This window comes from Paenibacillus sp. FSL M7-1455, assembly GCF_038004655.1.
GTDB classification, from domain to species: domain Bacteria; phylum Bacillota; class Bacilli; order Paenibacillales; family Paenibacillaceae; genus Paenibacillus_AQ; species Paenibacillus_AQ cookii.
Genome location: NZ_JBBORO010000001.1, coordinates 6,017,485 through 6,033,916, shown reverse-complemented (window position 1 = coordinate 6,033,916; position 16,432 = coordinate 6,017,485). Strand labels below are relative to the sequence as shown.

The 16,432-nt window shown below is 44.6% G+C and carries 12 protein-coding genes and 2 pseudogenes; 8 read left to right on the top strand and 6 right to left on the bottom strand.

Annotation, left to right across the window (positions count from 1 at the left end):
- Window positions 1-19: 19 nt before the first annotated feature.
- The 6 genes from NYE48_RS27470 to NYE48_RS27450 form a co-directional block, all read right to left on the bottom strand.
- Window positions 20-160 carry a hypothetical protein gene (locus tag NYE48_RS27470; RefSeq protein WP_341000568.1) on the bottom strand — a complete coding sequence of 47 codons (141 nt, stop codon included), beginning with the start codon at window positions 158-160 and terminating at the stop codon, window positions 20-22.
- Between the two features lie 123 nt (window positions 161-283).
- A complete protein-coding gene (locus NYE48_RS27465) occupies window positions 284-949 on the bottom strand; it encodes an ATP-binding cassette domain-containing protein (RefSeq protein ID WP_341000567.1) in 666 nt (221 codons plus the stop codon).
- Between the two features lie 16 nt (window positions 950-965).
- Window positions 966-1,160: a cysteine peptidase family C39 domain-containing protein gene (locus NYE48_RS28280; protein WP_445324049.1), complete on the bottom strand. Its 195-nt coding sequence runs from the start codon at window positions 1,158-1,160 to the stop codon at window positions 966-968.
- 86 nt (window positions 1,161-1,246) lie between these two features.
- Entirely contained in the window at window positions 1,247-4,162 is a 2,916-nt protein-coding gene (locus tag NYE48_RS27460; RefSeq protein WP_341000566.1) for a type 2 lanthipeptide synthetase LanM family protein, read from the bottom strand.
- A 27-nt stretch (window positions 4,163-4,189) separates the two neighbouring features.
- Window positions 4,190-5,340, bottom strand: a protein-coding gene (locus NYE48_RS27455; RefSeq protein WP_341000115.1) for an IS3 family transposase whose coding sequence is annotated in 2 segments (ribosomal slippage) — window positions 4,190-5,085 and window positions 5,085-5,340 — 1,152 coding nt in all. Because the reading frame shifts where the segments join, the coding sequence is not laid out codon by codon here.
- Between the two features lie 504 nt (window positions 5,341-5,844).
- Window positions 5,845-6,072 (bottom strand): hypothetical protein, encoded by a 228-nt coding sequence (locus NYE48_RS27450; protein WP_341000565.1) that lies wholly within the window; start codon window positions 6,070-6,072, stop codon window positions 5,845-5,847.
- Window positions 6,073-6,338: 266 nt separating this feature from the next.
- Here NYE48_RS27450 and NYE48_RS27445 point away from each other — a divergent pair, with 266 nt between their 5' ends.
- The 8 genes and pseudogenes from NYE48_RS27445 (at window position 6,339) to NYE48_RS27410 (ending at window position 16,161) form a co-directional block, all read left to right on the top strand.
- Window positions 6,339-7,220 (top strand): Rgg family transcriptional regulator, encoded by an 882-nt coding sequence (locus NYE48_RS27445; protein ID WP_341000564.1) that lies wholly within the window; start codon window positions 6,339-6,341, stop codon window positions 7,218-7,220.
- 904 nt (window positions 7,221-8,124) lie between these two features.
- A pseudogene (locus tag NYE48_RS27440) lies at window positions 8,125-8,385 on the top strand (ABC transporter permease); the annotation flags it as partial.
- Between the two features lie 11 nt (window positions 8,386-8,396).
- Window positions 8,397-9,436 (top strand): annotated as a pseudogene (locus NYE48_RS27435) (ABC transporter ATP-binding protein).
- A gap of 923 nt (window positions 9,437-10,359) precedes the next feature.
- Window positions 10,360-12,099 carry a peptide-binding protein gene (locus NYE48_RS27430; RefSeq protein ID WP_341000563.1) on the top strand — a complete coding sequence of 580 codons (1,740 nt, stop codon included), beginning with the start codon at window positions 10,360-10,362 and terminating at the stop codon, window positions 12,097-12,099.
- 121 nt (window positions 12,100-12,220) lie between these two features.
- Window positions 12,221-13,189, top strand: coding sequence for an ABC transporter permease (locus NYE48_RS27425; RefSeq protein ID WP_341000562.1), 969 nt, complete (start codon window positions 12,221-12,223; stop codon window positions 13,187-13,189).
- Window positions 13,189-14,175, top strand: a complete 987-nt coding sequence (locus tag NYE48_RS27420; RefSeq protein WP_445324048.1) for an ABC transporter permease — start codon at window positions 13,189-13,191, stop codon at window positions 14,173-14,175. Before NYE48_RS27425 ends, NYE48_RS27420 begins: the two co-directional genes overlap by 1 nt.
- Window positions 14,142-15,161, top strand: a complete 1,020-nt coding sequence (locus NYE48_RS27415; protein WP_341000561.1) for an ABC transporter ATP-binding protein — start codon at window positions 14,142-14,144, stop codon at window positions 15,159-15,161. The genes NYE48_RS27420 and NYE48_RS27415 overlap by 34 nt, the downstream gene beginning before the upstream one ends.
- Window positions 15,154-16,161 carry an ABC transporter ATP-binding protein gene (locus NYE48_RS27410; RefSeq protein ID WP_036710687.1) on the top strand — a complete coding sequence of 336 codons (1,008 nt, stop codon included), beginning with the start codon at window positions 15,154-15,156 and terminating at the stop codon, window positions 16,159-16,161. Before NYE48_RS27415 ends, NYE48_RS27410 begins: the two co-directional genes overlap by 8 nt.
- Window positions 16,162-16,432: the final 271 nt, after the last annotated feature.

The window sequence follows — 16,432 nt, the reverse complement described above, 5'->3', positions numbered from 1 at the left end:
GCCATCAGAACATCAAAAATCATTGGTCCATATCGCAGTCTTGATTAGGCTTATTAGCACATTGAGGAGTAATTGTGTGTGATTTAGCTGCTGAAACAAAAGAAGCTAAGGAAAATACCATTACTGCTGTTAAACCAATCAAAACCAATCTTTTTTTCATATACACCCTCCTTTTCCTATATATTCAATAAATATGATAAACTTATAATAAATATAATACAAGGAACATATTGGATATTAAATTCAAGGTCACCCAAATTTAATATAATAATTCACACTACGGCTAGATCACCATAGTGTAGCGTTGATAATAATCTGACTTCTCTAATAATTGTTCATGCGTCCATATAGCACTAATACGTCCTTGGTCTAATACAAGAATGACATCACTATTCATCACGGTAGTTAAGCAATGAGCAATAACGATGCGTGTACATGCAATCTTAGACAAATAACGATCAAGTCTTTTTTCATTTAAATGATCAAGTGAGCTAGTGGCTTCGTCAAGCAATAGAACTGCCGGTTTAGTTAATAGTGCCTTTGCTAATGCAATCCGTTGCCGCTGACCACCTGATAGATTCATCCCCATCTCACTTATCATCGTATGATACTTCATCGGCATCTGCATGATTTCATCATGAATTTGAGCAGCTTTCGCTGCCTCCATCACATCTTCTATTGTTGCTTCAGCTGCAGAGAATCTAATATTATTCAGGATGCTGCGATTAAATAGATAAATATTCAGAGGCACAGTACCAATCTGCTTACGTATATGCTGCATGTCTAATTTATTTGAATCTATGCCATCATAGCAAATACGACCTGCTGTTGATTGAAATAAGCCAATCAACAGATTGACTAAAGTTGACTTTCCTGCACCTAGCAGGATCAATAATCGTATACTTCTTCTTCCTTGAATCATTCTTATTCTTGATTCGCTCCAAAACAACGTAATGATGTTCATCCTACATAACAATAACTGGTAATTGTAAAGTCTCTAACAATGACAAATCTGACTTATAACATTTTGCTGTAAACTGAAGCTGGTAGGCTGTCTTCTTCAACTGATACATACTAGCCCCATCACGTCCACTGCCTATTGCTTCACGTAAATCATACATACTTATACTACTCTTATAGTAATCCATGATCATTGCCAAACAGCAGGCCCCTCACTCCGTCTGCTGCATGAAAGGTACGCGCCATCGGTGATCTCATCATTCAAACGCATCATCCCCATATTCAACTAAACGTTAACATTAGAGTATAATGGCAATTCAAATGCAAGTATAGACGGCACTCGATTATCTAACAATCGTAAGTATTCGTACCCCATCCCAACAATCCCTGTCATTAATCCATCACACTCCAACCTTGCAATTAAGCGGTCAGATGACTTATATGACTCATAATCTACAATTGCTTGTAACGCCCAATCATTTGCAACATCCGTCAGATTAGGATCATTCGTTAGTTTACTTAAGTGAAGTAAAATATCGGAATTGCCTAATATACCGTGACACAAACAAAAACTATTATATGCATTCCCACGATTCAACAACGTCTGCAGTGCATTCTTATAATCTTGATTAACAAATTTCCACTCTTGTGTATGTAGGAGATTCATTGCTTCAAGCTGAAACATAGTTTCTGCGCGAGCAAGTGCGATACCAGGTGCACCATGACACCAAAAGTCAGCAAATACATGACTATCTGTATAGCGTAAGTCTCTCCAGTTTTTTTCAATTTCCGAATAGTAATGATTTTCATATACGAGCAAACGATTCGCCATTATCAAATACTGTTGACAGGTTGACTGATTACTATAATTATTACTTAATCTAGCAAGCCATGTGAACGCCCATGCTAACCCGGCTGCACCATGAGATAAACCCGTCAGCAACACTTGACCATTCGTTGTACTATAATTATCACCTACATATTGGTTCGTCAGTCCGTCAGGAGATACTTTTGATTCAGCATCAAAATTCAATTCCTCCATTAATGTATAAAGGCGTTCCCCAGCCGCTTGTGCCACATGCAAATATGCTAAATCATGCAAAGCTTCGTAGACACGAAGCATAACGATAATACAACCTGCAAGTCCCGCGATAATATCATATTCAGTTTCTTGTTCTATTGCCTCTATCAATACGGGTAACCTACTCTTAGCATCTTCTAGCAAGGTATCATCTTTCCATAGCAACCCACAATAATTGAGTTCATAAATATGAGCACCTTCCCCTAAAAAAACTGAGGTCGAAGTCGTTATCTCTTTAAGCGATTCACTATCTACATCCAGTTTCAACTTGTTAGACTGTATAGCATTCAACAGCTGTTGTGCCATTTCCCGATACTGCTGGTCACAAGTGATATGCGTTAGTTGAGCGAGATATAACACATAACCGCCTAAACCATTATACATATTGTGTTCTAACCATACTGGCTTATGTTTATTCTCTTCTCCAACCATAGCAAAGCCAATACATAACATATTAGTATCATTTGTTTTGACAATGCGACGAATTATACTATTACCAATTGATGTCGCGCATTGCTGATATTGCGCAATTCTATTTTCATTATGGACTAGTACTGTAGTATGGCGATCGTACATATCCGAACGCTTACTATATGAATGACCATCATTATGATGAGTGTCATCCAAGCTAGAGAGAGACCAGCGCAAATATTGCATTTGTTTACTAAGATCATCTTCAGATAACTGCACCAGGTAATGTTCAACTAACTCAATAATTGACATCGGATAAAAATCACGTATACAGACTCCATTCATATCATATAAGTCATGACTATTAAGTGAGAACATAAAGTAAGGAATATCTTGCCGCTGCATTTGTTCAATCTCACGTTCAATAACAGCTTGTGGTGGAAATGTCGAGTTATTAGCCATAATATTTAGTAAGCGATTGCGATCTGATTCATTCTGTAAATAATCTGGATGCATACTATGTGATAATAACTTTCCATACACGTCTGTCGCGCGAAATACATGACGACCAGTAGCATCAGAATATGGCAAGAGTATGTCACGAACAAAAGTATCGCGATGCGTAAGCAGTAAGCGATACAAATCACAAAAACCCTCGATTATATTCTTCGTATACGTCAAGACGTCGATATATTCGCCATTTAATAATGGTCGATTTTGTCTTTCAGCTGTCGTATAATTGTCATCAATCAAAGAAGCTTCATCCGTGGCAACATTATTAATACGCTGGATCTTCATTAATTGCGATTTCTGTCCCCCTCGACCGCCTACCGCACTTAAATCGATATCCAACAGTGAATTAGGAGAATAAATTCCTGGTAGCATAAGAGATGAAAATACCGTTCGTAGACTTTGTTCACCTAGCGTATGCTGCAATTTGGTCTCTGTTAATGGAGTAAATATTGTCTCCAAATCAATTAATACCGGTTGAGATCCGCTTGCGATAATATTCTCATTATGATAATCGGTAGACCCACATATATAGCATAATGCCGTTAATGCACCTAAACGATAATAGAACTGTTCTACTTCCATAATAGATTGACATGGAGTATGACTAATGAACTCATGATATCCATAAGCTCCACAATTAAGCACATTTGGACTGCTCAACAAATACTTAATACCCCTCTGATTAATCCAATCAAGCATAGCACTATAACATTCATCTATACGTAAGGAGTGGGGTTTATATACTAGTTTAGCACCACTGTTAAACTTTAAGATTGCAACTGATTTACCTGCGTTATGGGTATCTCCTGCTCCAATCTCTATCCCAGATAGACAATCAAAATTGCAACCATTTCCCATCTTCGAATTGAATTTTATCCAATCAGAACTGTAATGAACAATAATTTCACGAACATATGAGCTAAACATTAACGTGTGTTCTGTCAAACACCTAGCTAACACTGGATATGTATCGAAGAACACCTTTAAATGATGTGGATCTTCTAACAGTTTAAAATACTCTTGATATCGCTCGTTGGGCAATTCAGCTGTTAATTCACCTAACCGACTAGCAATGGTTATTTCTAGCATCGTCGTCTTGATCTGCAATGAAGACAACCGTTGTACACACGCTTGTATGAGCCCTTGTTCAACTTGAGGTCTATCAATAATATCTGCATTAACATGGACCTCTGTCAATAGATTGGACAGCCAGAATCGAGAAAATTACGCAATTTGACCGTACATTTGTTCGTATTGAAAAGGTGTAAGATACCCGATAGCGGAATGTACGCGTTTCCGGTTGTAGAAAAACTCGATGTATTCAAAAATCCGACTTTGGGCTTCCTTGCGGGTTCTGAACTTCTCCAGATAGACGAGTTCCTTTTTGAGCACGCTGTGGAACGATTCGATGCAGGCATTGTCATAGCAGTTGCCCTTGCGGCTCATGCTGCATTTCATCCCGTATTTCAAGAGCCGTTTTTGGTACTCATGAGATGCGTATTGGCTGCCGCGATCGGAATGATGCAGGACTTCGCCTTTCGGCCGTTGACGGTTGTAAGCCTGATCCAGAGCTTGCAGGACCAATTCCTTGGTCATTCGCTCATCGGCGTGCCAGCCTACGATTTTGCGCGTGTACAAGTCCATCACGCTCGCGACATAGAGCCATCCCTCGTCTGTCGGAACGTAAGTGATGTCCGCCATCCAGACTTGATTGGGAGCTTGTGCCCTGAACTGCTGGTTCAGCACATTGTCATGCACTGGCAGATTGTGGTTCGAGTTCGTCGTCGCCTTGTATTTCTTGACGGTGCGCGACTTAAGCCCCAGTTCCTTCATGATGCGGGCGACCGTTTTTTCGGATACCCGAACACCTTGCTGGCGCAAGACTTGAGCGATCTTCGGGCTGCCGTACAGGCGACGCGAGTCCACAAAGATACGGCTAATCTGTTGTTCCAGTTCTCGGCGACGTTTATTTTGCTCGCTTTCCTGGCGCCTGGTCCATTGATAATAACCACTCCGGGATACGTTCAAAACCTTGCACATCTCCGATACCGGATACTTGGAGCGGTGTTTGTGGATAAACGCAAAGATCAGTTCCGGTCTTTTGCGAAGATGTGCATCGCCTTTTTTAAAATTTCGTTCTCCATCTCGAGTTGGCGGATTCGTTTCTGCATTTCGAGAAGGTTTTTTTCCTCGATTTTCAGGTTGCCGCTGCCGCGAAACGCATTGACCGGATCCTGTTTGAATTCGTTGATCCAGCGGTACAGAGTATTGTCGGATACGCCCAATTCTCGGGCGACCTGCGCCACCGGCTTCCCCTGTTCCTGAATCATTTTTACGGTTTGGATTTTAAACTCTTTGTCATATTTCTGACTCATCTTCGGACACCTCGATTTTGCTAGGTTTATTGTCGCATTCTCGATTCTCGGTGTCCACTATTTAGTCTAGCATCAACATTATTTAGATCTTCCTGAAGACTACGCCAAAATTCTATTAGGAACGGACGGATTATAGGAGTAGATTCTATTCCAATTATTTCCCTAACATTAGTAGCATTTAATATTCGGTTCAGATTCTCCTCCCATTTTGTATGAATAACACTGTACTTATCTAACTGGACGTGTTTTCCACTCATCACCTATTCACTCCTAAAATTATCACATGTAAAGAATGATTATTATTCGAGTATATATAGACTGCGCAACACCGTCTGATATCGTCAATTGATTTATTGTTCAGGGTAACTAGAACAAGCAGCTATTAACATTACAGTTCATTATCTCTAACCGTTTTAGAACCATTAACCTGCATTCCCACATTAAAATCAGAAGTAAGAAGGTAACAATTTACCATCTTACTTCCGAAAAGTTACCTACTATTTGTTAGCAAAATGGTACATCTTCTGGTCTGTACGTACAAGCGCATTTAGTCCAAAGGGTACTACAATCATCCTGCATTGTTGTAAATATCCCAAAATTATTTGGAACCCCACTACCAGCAACCATTTCCTTTAACTGTTGCTCATCAACTTCGCCAATCGGCGAGACAAAACCTTGCTTCGCTCGCCCCTCAGAAGAACGATATTGAGCACGTAATTCATTGATGGACATATACATCCTCCTTTCTACACGATAGTAGCACTATATAATATCTCTTCTCCTTAAAAGAGAAGAAGTGCTCACAAAGATACTTCGTTCCCATTGACACCGCTTACACAAATTTCGGTGGGTGCTTTCCTTAGAATAATCTCATAGCCACAATTCCCAGATTTTAATCACTTCCTTCTAATTTAGGTACTTGCATTTTATAATATTAATTGAGCAAATTGTAAATATTGACCAGAATTTCGTCATATTTCATTTTGAGGAGGTAATTTATGAAGGCAGGTATACTGTTGAAAAAGTTGAGGGTGGAGCGAAATATTAGTCAGTCTGCTTTGAGTCGTGGCATTTCTAGTAGAACGACTCTAGCATCATACGAAACACAAACGAATGATATTCCTTTTGGAACCCTTGTTCTCTATTTGGATAAAATGAACGTTAGATTAGATGAATTTCAATATTTCTTAGATTTGGAGATAAATGAAAAGCATAAGTTGTCGGCACAATTGTTCGAGGATTTTTATTCTAACAGAACGATCAATGATAAACGATTGAGCGAAATACTCCAGCTTTATAAAAGCACAGACGACATGTATTATCTCGCTCTTTATATGGGAATAAAAGGAGCAATCATAAAAACTTCCGGAAATTCAATTGCCGATTTTCTGAATACACATCAACAGTACGTTCAAGTGCTAAAGGGGCATATTGGAAAAGTCGAGAATTGGAGTGCATTTGAACTATCTATATTATTAAATTGCCTGTATATATTTGATGATGATTTTATACTAGCTACGTCCAAACGTTTAATAAGAGATTTGAATGGTTATAGCCAAATTCGCTTGTTTGAAAAAGTTTTATTTACATTTTTAATAAATGCTATTTCTCATTATTTATCGCTTGGTAAGTATAAACTAGCACAAAATTTTGTGGAACAATTGGGGCAACATGTGAAGTTATCTACTCAATTATATGAGAAAACCATATTATTATATTTTCAAGGAATCTTAAAATATAACGGAGGTAGAAGAATTGATGGAGAGAATGATGTCAAGCAAGCAATTCAAGTTTTTAAGACGGTGGCTGATGTTAAGAAGGCTGAACAAATGGAGCGTTTCTTCAAAAATGTCAGAACTACTGTTGAAAATAACAACTGATACTAGATCGCTTATTTCTGATGTATATCGGTTTAGTTAAAATCATTGAACCACTTCGTCAAATACACCAGGCAGGAGTCAATTGACCTGTGCGACTGAATTGCGGAATCACTTCGCATCGCGGTAGAGCAGTCATATAACTAGAAATTGATTGGTATTAGTTTTGTATCAAACCGCCAAGCGACGCTTTGCTTTGCCCCTTGGAAGATTTTTAGATTAAGGAGAGAGTACGCGGGAGTTTACGAACCGAAGCCATGTCCATGTAAGAGCGGTTTATAGGCCTAAACCTATACCTTATGGAATGGGGAGAATATCGCCTTTCCAACATCTTAAATCGGTTGTCGCTTCGTTATCGTTCTGGAACCGCCTAGTGCGCGGATCGCGCATGCAAGGTGGTGTGAGAAGCCTGAGGTTTCCCTCTACTCGATTTGTACGACCTTCATAAAACCTCTTTTCCCAAAGTCTCTATTTTTGCTCCTTCCATAGCCTAATCTCTCAAAGGCTTGCATTAATTTCCTTGCCCATCCTTCAACTTTAACAATAAAAACTACAAAATACGACTAGTCCATTAACAAGGAGATGTATCAAGAGATCAATAATGATCTACCATGCATTTTTATGTACGAGAGAAGAGATATGTGGCCAATCAATGCACGGGTGAAAGGCTTTGATCTGGCTCCTTACAAAGATTTCTCTTATGGATTGTATACCGTGGAAATTCCGCAATAATCGACAATTTGATGAGATTCAAGAGCTCAGCTTCCGGGGAAGTCCGGGGGCTGAGCATGTCCGCTTATGAAGCCAGGAGGAATCTGTATGAAACGATACATTATCCGAAGACTTCTGCAGATGATCCCGACTTTGATCGGGATATCGATTATTATTTTCGCGATCTCTGCGCTTCCCTATCATCATCGTATCTGCGACACTTGGAGTTGCCGGTGCTATTTTATATGAATCGTTTCTGAGCTACCTAGGGATTGGTGTTGTTCCTCCGACACCTTCATGGGGAAATATGATTTCAGCAGCGAATGATATGATTGTTTTCAAAAAAAGACCATGGCTTTGGATTCCTCCGGGCATATGCATTCTCATTACGGTCGTAGCGATTAACTTGATAGGCGACGGGCTAAGGGATGCCTTAGATCCGAAAACGAAAAAATAGGGGATTCGAATATGGCGAAAAATCTGGTTGAATTTCGAAACTTACAAACTCATTTCCGAACTTCCGCAGGCGTCGTCAAGGCGGTCGATGATGTCAGTTTTACGATTCGGGAAGGGGAGACGTTATGCGTCGTCGGCGAATCCGGCTGCGGCAAAAGCGTAACCGCCATGTCGCTCATGCGGCTCGTCGAATCCCCTCCGGGGAACATTGTCGGCGGGGAAATCGTTTTTGAAGGCAAAGACCTGCTGAAAATGAACAATAATGAAATGAGAAGAATCCGCGGCAATGAAATCTCAATCATATTTCAGGAGCCGATGTCGTCCTTGAACCCGGTTCTTACCATCGGCGAACAGATTACCGAACTGTTGATCCTCCATCTCCTGCTGGACCGAAAGGCGGCGAAAAAACGGGCGATTGAGCTGATCAATCTGGTCGGGATCCCGAGGGCGGAGCAAATTTTTCATTCCTACCCGACTTGAAGAAGACAGTGATCGAAACGCTTGAGATCTGCGGGCTTGCGAGCTATCATTACGACCGTTTTCCACACGAATTTTCGGGCGGGCAAAGGCAGCGGATTGGGATCGCACGGGCGCTGATCCTAAATCCCGATTTCATCGTCGCCGATGAACCCGTATCCGCCTTAGATGTCTCCATTCAGGCGCAGATCATCAATCTTCTTAGCGATTTGCAAAGGGAACGGCAGCTGACATATCTGTTCATCTCCCATGATCTGAGCGTCGTCGAGCATTTATGCAACCGGATCGGCGTCATGTATTTGGGCTCCATGGTGGAAATGGCGGACAAAAAGGCGATGTTCGCAAGTCCGTTGCATCCATATACAAAAGCCCTACTGTCAGCGGTCCCAATTCCGGATCCGACGCTAAAGCGAGAGCGAATCGTTTTGCAGGGCGACATCCCGAGCCCCGCGAATCCGCCTTCAGGATGCAAATTCCATACGCGATGCCCGATGGCTTCCGATATTTGCAAACAGGAAAACCCGGTTTTCCGAGAGGCCGAACCAAATCATTTTGTTGCATGCCATTTTGCTTAATACGGCGTACCGAGTCTTTTCCTCACAAGAAAAGGCCCGGTATTTTTTTAGGAACTTTTAGGAAAAAGGAGGAAAATGGCCGTTCATGTAAAATAGATTAGGGTAGTGTTTATTAAACTTTGTAAACGCCAAGAAAATAACCGAATGTAAATGATTACATTTACATGAATTAGAGGATAATCCTGCCATTGACAGATGTATCTCTTTCCAGTAAATTTGATCGTATTATATTGGATATTCCTCATGTTAGGTAACCTGACAGCGGGGTGTTGTCCAATCGTTGTAAGCGAATTCAATTTTTTTGTCACTTCCGAATATACCATTTCTTACTCAGGCATCCTCTGCTCTTTAACATTAAAATCCGAAAAGAAATGGTTTCTATTTTCACGATAAACCCATTGTTGCCGCTTGTTTTGCGTCATTAAAAAAATTAATCCGATGTGCCTAAAAAAATATTGACGTGAGTTTAATTTACACGTATCATTACATTAAATTTATGTAGGAAGTTTTACCCAGCACAAATCGATACCCTTTTTGCTGATTTCAATTGACCGATGGTCATTTAAAGCATTAATGCTTTATTGCGTTATTAGGTATCCGTAATTATGTCCGGGTTGTTCACAATTTTTATCTCTCTCCCGGAGCGGATTCGGTGCCGCAATCTCCTAACATTTGGATATATTAATTTTTTAATATATTGCTTCACCTGTTGCCGTCACCCTGGCTTTTTACATGGCTATAACACTAGAGGGGGAAATGCGTTAGGCGTAATTCGGGGCAGTAGAACGAATTTAACACAGGTGTAAAAGTCCCTGATAGCCGGCGGACAAGCTTCGCTTGGACTATTAGTCGGGCTTTTGGGATGTTCCATGCAGCAATTGCAGGTATCCATCATTTTATTTTCAAAGGGGAGGAATATGGTAATGGCAAGTAAGAAAAAGTGGTTGTCCTTATTGGTATCATTGTCTGTTGTCAGCGCTCTGTTCGTAGGTTGCGGCGATTCCAAAACCGCCGATGCGCCTAAAGACGAGCCGAAGAAAGAAGAGCCGGCAAAAAGCGAAGGTGACAAAAAAGAAGAACCGGCGGCCGGCACGCCTAAAGACGGCGGCACGCTGACTTTCGGAAGCACATCCGACATCGTTAGCGTTAACCCGATCTACGTGCAGGACACGGCTTCGGGCGACGCTGAGCAATTTTTGTTCGCTAAAATTTTCGACATCGACCGTTCCGGTAAAGTGGCCGTTGAGCCTTGGTCCTTGGCTGCAGAGCCAATGAAGATTTCCGAAAACGGCTTGGAATACACCGTTAAACTGAAAGACAACGCAAAGTGGAGCGACGGTCAGCCGATCACTGCCGACGACGCTGTTTTCACGATCGAAACGGTTCGCAACCCTAAAGCGGGCGCTCCTGGAATCACGGGATTCGACAAAGTGAGCAAAGTCGAAAAAGTTGACGATCACACGTTCAAAGTGACGCTGAAAGAAGTATATGCTCCATTCCAATACGTACTTGCTATGGAAATCATTCCGAAGCACGTCCTCAAAGACGTGAAGCCGGAAGAAATGCAAAAATACGTATACGGTACCGATCCTGCCAAAACCGTTACAAGCGGCCCTTGGAAATGGACGGAGTGGAAACAAAAAGAATATTTGACGTTTGAAGCGAATCCGGATTACTGGGGTCCTAAGCCTCACATCCAAAAAGTCGTTTACAAAATCTATGCTGACCAAAACACGGAAGTCCAAGCCCTCATCAAAGGCGACATCGACCTGGCGAACGGCGTTCCTGTAACTCAGCTGGAAGTGCTGAAAAGCAAAGACAACCTGTCTGTCGATCCGACTCCAGGTCCTCAATACGAATACATCGGCCTGAACCACAAAGCCGACAACTTCAAAGATAAATACGTTCCATGGTCCAGCCCGAAAACAAGACAAGCGATGGCATACGCCCTCAACCGTCAAGGCATGATCGACAACGTTCTGAAAGGCATCGGTTCGGTTATGGACGCACCGTTCCTTCCAGGTTCTTGGGCAGATCCGAAGGAAGCCGCTACCCACTATGACTACAATCCTGAAAAAGCAAAACAATTGCTTGCTGAAGACGGATGGAAGCCTGGCAAAGACGGCATTCTCGAGAAAGACGGACACCGCTTCTCCTTCGAACTGCAATACAACGCCGGCAACAGCCGTCGTGAAGGCGTGGCAACGGTTATCCAGCAAAACCTGGCTGACGTAGGCATTGAAGTGAAGCCTAAAGCGCTCGACTTCTCCGCATGGGTTGACCAAAACCTGAACCCTGGTAAATTCGAAGCCGTTCTGATCGGCTGGTCCCTGAACAATCCGGATCCGGACCAAGAAACGATCTTCGGTTCCAAGTTCACGCCGCCAACCGGCCAAAACAACGTATGGTACAACAACCCTGAATTGGATAAGCTCTGGCAGCAAGGCACTTCGACGGTAGACCAAGCAAAACGTGCCGAAATCTACAAAGAAGCTGCGAAAATCCTGTCGACTGACCTGCCTTACATCTTTATGTACCAATATGGTGCACCAACAGCAATGTCCAAGAAGATTAAATTTGCAGAAGAAGACAAACCAGAAGCAACGCTTGCTTACGGCTACTTCTTCCACGCAATCAACTGGTGGATCGACGACGCAAAATAATAAATTGGATCACAATTTAGGGGCGCAAACGTGCTAGAGGGGAAGACATCTTCCCCTCGCCCTTTTTTGCGTTTTCGGATGGTTGCGGTGTCGCGTACGTTTAATTTTAGGAGGATCAATTATGACTGAATATCTCATCCGCCGCTTGCTGCAATCCATATTGGTATTGTTTTTGGTTTCGGTGGCTGCATTTGGCTTGATGCATGCTGCACCGGGCGGTCCGACCCAAATGATGATTTCCCCGGGACTTTCGCCTGAGACCGCAGCGATTCAAAAGCATAACCTGGGTCTGGACAAACCAGTACCTACACAGTACGTCATTTGGCTTAAAAACATGTTAAAAGGCGATATGGGATATACGTTTAAAAACAATGTTCCTGTTGGCGACGTGATTTGGCCTGCCGTAAAAAACACGCTTGTCTTGATGTCTTTTTCCTGGGTTATAAGTTTGATCATCGCCATTCCGTGGGGGATTTACAACAGTACACGCGAATACGGCTTATCTGATCAGACGGCCAACTTCGTCACTTATATCGGTTTTGCGATGCCGGCCTTCTGGTTCGGTATCATCTTGCAGGAGTTTTTCTCGTTGAAAATGGATTGGTTGCCGCTCTCGGACATGTATTCCATGGATAAGCAAGGGAACATCGGCGACTTGTTTATGCACTTGATTTTGCCTTCGACCGTGCTGATTCTCCTTAATTTGGCCGGTTATGTCAAATACTCCCGTTCAAGCATGCTGGAGGTATTGGAGCAGGATTATATCCGTACCGCTCGCGCGAAGGGTGTTCCTGAACGTAAAGTTATTTTCCGTCATGCGCTCCGCAATGCATTAATTCCGATCATTACAGTATTAGGTATGGACCTGGCAAGCCTCGTGGCGGGGGCCACCCTTACGGAAAACGTATTTAACTGGCCGGGAATGGGGCGTTTGTTCGTCGATATGGCAAGGTCCCGCGAATATTCGGTCCTGATGGCCATTACGATGATTACCGCCGTGGCGGTGGTGCTTGGCAACCTGATAGCTGATATTCTTTATAAATTGGTAGACCCACGAGTTCAAATCGGACGCAAAGGAGGAAAAGCTTAATGAGCGACATGAATGCCGCAACCGCTCCGAACGTACAGCCGGCAGACCCGATGGCACCGGAAAACGCACCGCTTCCTCCCGCTAAAAGACCCCCAGGGCCGTGGAAGCTCGTGTGGCAAAAATTTTCGCATAACCCATATGCAATGACCGGCCTTGTCGTCTTGCTGATTTTTGTCCTTGTTGCCATTTTTGCAAAACATGTCGCCCCGTTTGATCCGGCGAAAGTCGACATGATGAACTCCAACTTGAAGCCGGGATCGGGCAAGCATATCCTTGGCACCGACGAGTTGGGCCGGGATATTTTTTCCCGCCTTGTTTACAGTAGCCGCATCTCGCTTATGGTCGGTTTTTCCGTCGCCATTATCGCCGTGTTTTTAGGCTCGTTAATCGGCGCGATTTCCGGTTATTTCGGCGGTTGGGTCGACACGGTTTTCATGCGTCTGATCGACGTGATGATTTCGCTGCCGAGCCTGTTCATCAACATTCTGATCATGGCAATTTTCGGAACTAAAATGATGTACCTCATATTAATATTGGCGCTCACAAGCTGGACCGGGGTTGCCCGCCTCGTGCGGGGACAATTCCTGCAGCTGCGCGAAATGCAGTATGTCGAAGCGGCCAGAGCCACCGGGGTTTCCAGCTGGGGCATCATTTTCCGGCATTTGCTGCGCAATGCAAGCTTCCCGATTATCGTTAACGCCACGCTGATGGTCGGCGGTGCCATCTTGAACGAATCCGGTTTGTCGTATTTGGGCCTCGGTATCCAAATGCCGCAAACAAGCTGGGGGATTATGCTGAGCAATTCGCAGGAGTTCATGCTGACCAATCCGATGCTGGCCGTTTATCCGGGCTTGTGTATCCTGATTGTCGTGCTGGCCGTTAACTTCATTGGCGACGGGATCCGTGACGCCCTTGATCCAAGACAGAAAAAATCCCGGAGGAGGTTAGCAAAATGGCGGAAAAACTTCTCGAAGTCCGGAATCTGACCACAGGCTTTTTGACAGAAAAAGGTTTAGTGAAAGCAACGGATCGCATCTCTTTGGCGATTGAAAAAGGAAAAACGCTTTGTCTCGTCGGCGAGTCCGGCAGCGGCAAAAGCGTCACCTCGATGTCGATTATGCGTCTGATCGATTATGCCAACGGCGTCATTCTGGAAGGAAGCATCAATTTTAAAGGTGAAGACCTGGTCAAGAAAAAACAAGAGGAACTGAGAAGCATCCGCGGGAATAAAATCTCGATGATTTTCCAGGATCCGATGTCGGCGTTGAATCCCGTATTTACGGTTGGGGAGCAAATCGCCGAAAGCTTGCGCCTTCACCAAAACAAATCCAAGGACGAAGCATGGAAGGAAGCCATCGAGCTGCTTCGCATGGTCGGCATTCCTTCGCCGGAAATCCGCGCCAAGCAGTATCCGAACCAGCTCTCCGGCGGGATGTGTCAGCGCGTCGTCATCGCGATCGCCCTGGCTTCCAAACCGGAGCTTCTGATCGCCGACGAACCGACGACCGCGCTCGACGTAACGGTTCAGGCGCAAATTTTGGACCTGCTGCAGGATTTGAAGGAAAGGCTCGGCACATCGATCCTGCTCATTACCCACGATATGGGCGTAGCTGCCGAAATGGCCGACCATATCGCGGTTATGTACGCAGGCGCCATCGTGGAGCAGGGAACGGTCGAAGAAATCTTCTCGAATCCGTCCCATCCGTATACGGTTGGCCTCCTGCAATCCATTCCGGGATTCGAAGGGGAACGCGGCGGCGAATTGTACACGATCAAAGGCACGATTCCGGCGCTGGGCAACCTTCCGCAAGGCTGCCGCTTTAATCCGCGCTGCCCGCATGTGATGGACAAATGCCGCCAAGTCGAGCCTGGAGACATCCAGGTCGGTGACGAGCATTACGCAAAATGCTGGCTGTTCGAAGAAAACGGCAAGGCAGCCGTAGCCGGGAAAGGGGATAACATCCATGGCTAAAAATTTGGTGGAAGTCAACAACGTCAAAAAATATTTCCCGATCCATAAAGGGCTGTTGAACCGCGTCGTCGGCAACGTCAAAGCGGTGGACGACGTATCGCTCACGATCCGCGAAGGCGAGACTTTCGGCCTGGTAGGGGAGTCCGGCTGCGGCAAATCGACGCTCGGACGGGTTATCCTCCGCCTGCAAAGCGCAACGGAAGGCTCCGTCAAAATCAACGGCCGCGACGTTCATGCGCTGAGCAACCGCGAGCTGAACAAAATGCGCGAAGAAATGCAGATCATTTTCCAGGATCCGTTCGGATCGCTGAATCCCCGTTTCCTCGTTAAGGACGTCATTGGCGAACCATTGAAGATTCATACGAAAATGTCCGCCAAAGAAATCGATGCGCGCGTCGTGGAACTGATGGAAATGGTCGGTCTGGATCCAACGCGCCGCAACCGTTATCCGCATGAATTCTCCGGCGGTCAGCGCCAGCGGATCGGGATTGCCCGGGCTATCGCGCTCAAGCCGAAATTTATCGTTGCGGACGAAGCGGTATCCGCGCTTGACGTGTCGGTGCAATCGCAGGTCATTAACCTGCTCATGAAGCTGCAGAAGGAAATGGGACTGACATTCCTCTTCATCGCGCACGGCTTGAATGTCGTTCGCCACATTTCCGACCGCGTCGGCGTCATGTATTTGGGTAAAATGGTGGAAGTCGGCGAAACGGAAAGCTTGTACGCGGAGCCGCTGCATCCGTATACGGCTGCTCTGCTGTCGGCTATACCGAAGCCGTCGCCAACCAAAAAACGCAGCCGGATCGTGCTGCAGGGCGACGTTCCATCCCCGGCCAACCCGCCGTCAGGATGCCGTTTCCATACCCGTTGTCCGTTTGCTCAAGAAAAATGCAGCCAGGTCGAGCCGAAGCTGCAGGAAGTGAAGCCGGGCCGCGAGGTGGCTTGCCACTTCCCGATCGGCGTCGAAGGCGGCTCCGACATGAGCAAATTAAATCGTTAATTGAAACACAGTCGACAAAACGGCTAATCAAGGAAGGATTGGGGTCCTCCTGAGCGTTCATTGAATACGACATGTTCATCAGCAGCCTTGTGCCGGAAAACCGGTACAAGGCTGCTTTTTTGCCTTTTAGGTATGCCATACCCGCCGAATGCTTTGCATTGCGGCCCTGCTCATTCCGTTAGTCTTTTTCGGTTACCGGTTGTTCACGGAAAAACTGCCCATTTTTAACGGCAAAGGAACCTTTTTTTCATAATGTCAGAAAGTACAACTA

Excerpts from the sequence above, each read along its gene's own strand:
- NYE48_RS27470 (WP_341000568.1), bottom strand. The coding sequence starts at position 160 with ATGAAAAAAAGATTGGTTTTGATTGGTTTAACAGCAGTAATGGTATTT.
- NYE48_RS27450 (WP_341000565.1), bottom strand. The coding sequence starts at position 6,072 with ATGTCCATCAATGAATTACGTGCTCAATATCGTTCTTCTGAGGGGCGA.
- NYE48_RS27445 (WP_341000564.1), top strand. The coding sequence starts at position 6,339 with ATGAAGGCAGGTATACTGTTGAAAAAGTTGAGGGTGGAGCGAAATATT.
- NYE48_RS27430 (WP_341000563.1), top strand. The coding sequence starts at position 10,360 with ATGGCAAGTAAGAAAAAGTGGTTGTCCTTATTGGTATCATTGTCTGTT.
- NYE48_RS27425 (WP_341000562.1), top strand. The coding sequence starts at position 12,221 with ATGACTGAATATCTCATCCGCCGCTTGCTGCAATCCATATTGGTATTG.
- NYE48_RS27420 (WP_445324048.1), top strand. The coding sequence starts at position 13,189 with ATGAGCGACATGAATGCCGCAACCGCTCCGAACGTACAGCCGGCAGAC.
- NYE48_RS27415 (WP_341000561.1), top strand. The coding sequence starts at position 14,142 with ATGGCGGAAAAACTTCTCGAAGTCCGGAATCTGACCACAGGCTTTTTG.
- NYE48_RS27410 (WP_036710687.1), top strand. The coding sequence starts at position 15,154 with ATGGCTAAAAATTTGGTGGAAGTCAACAACGTCAAAAAATATTTCCCG.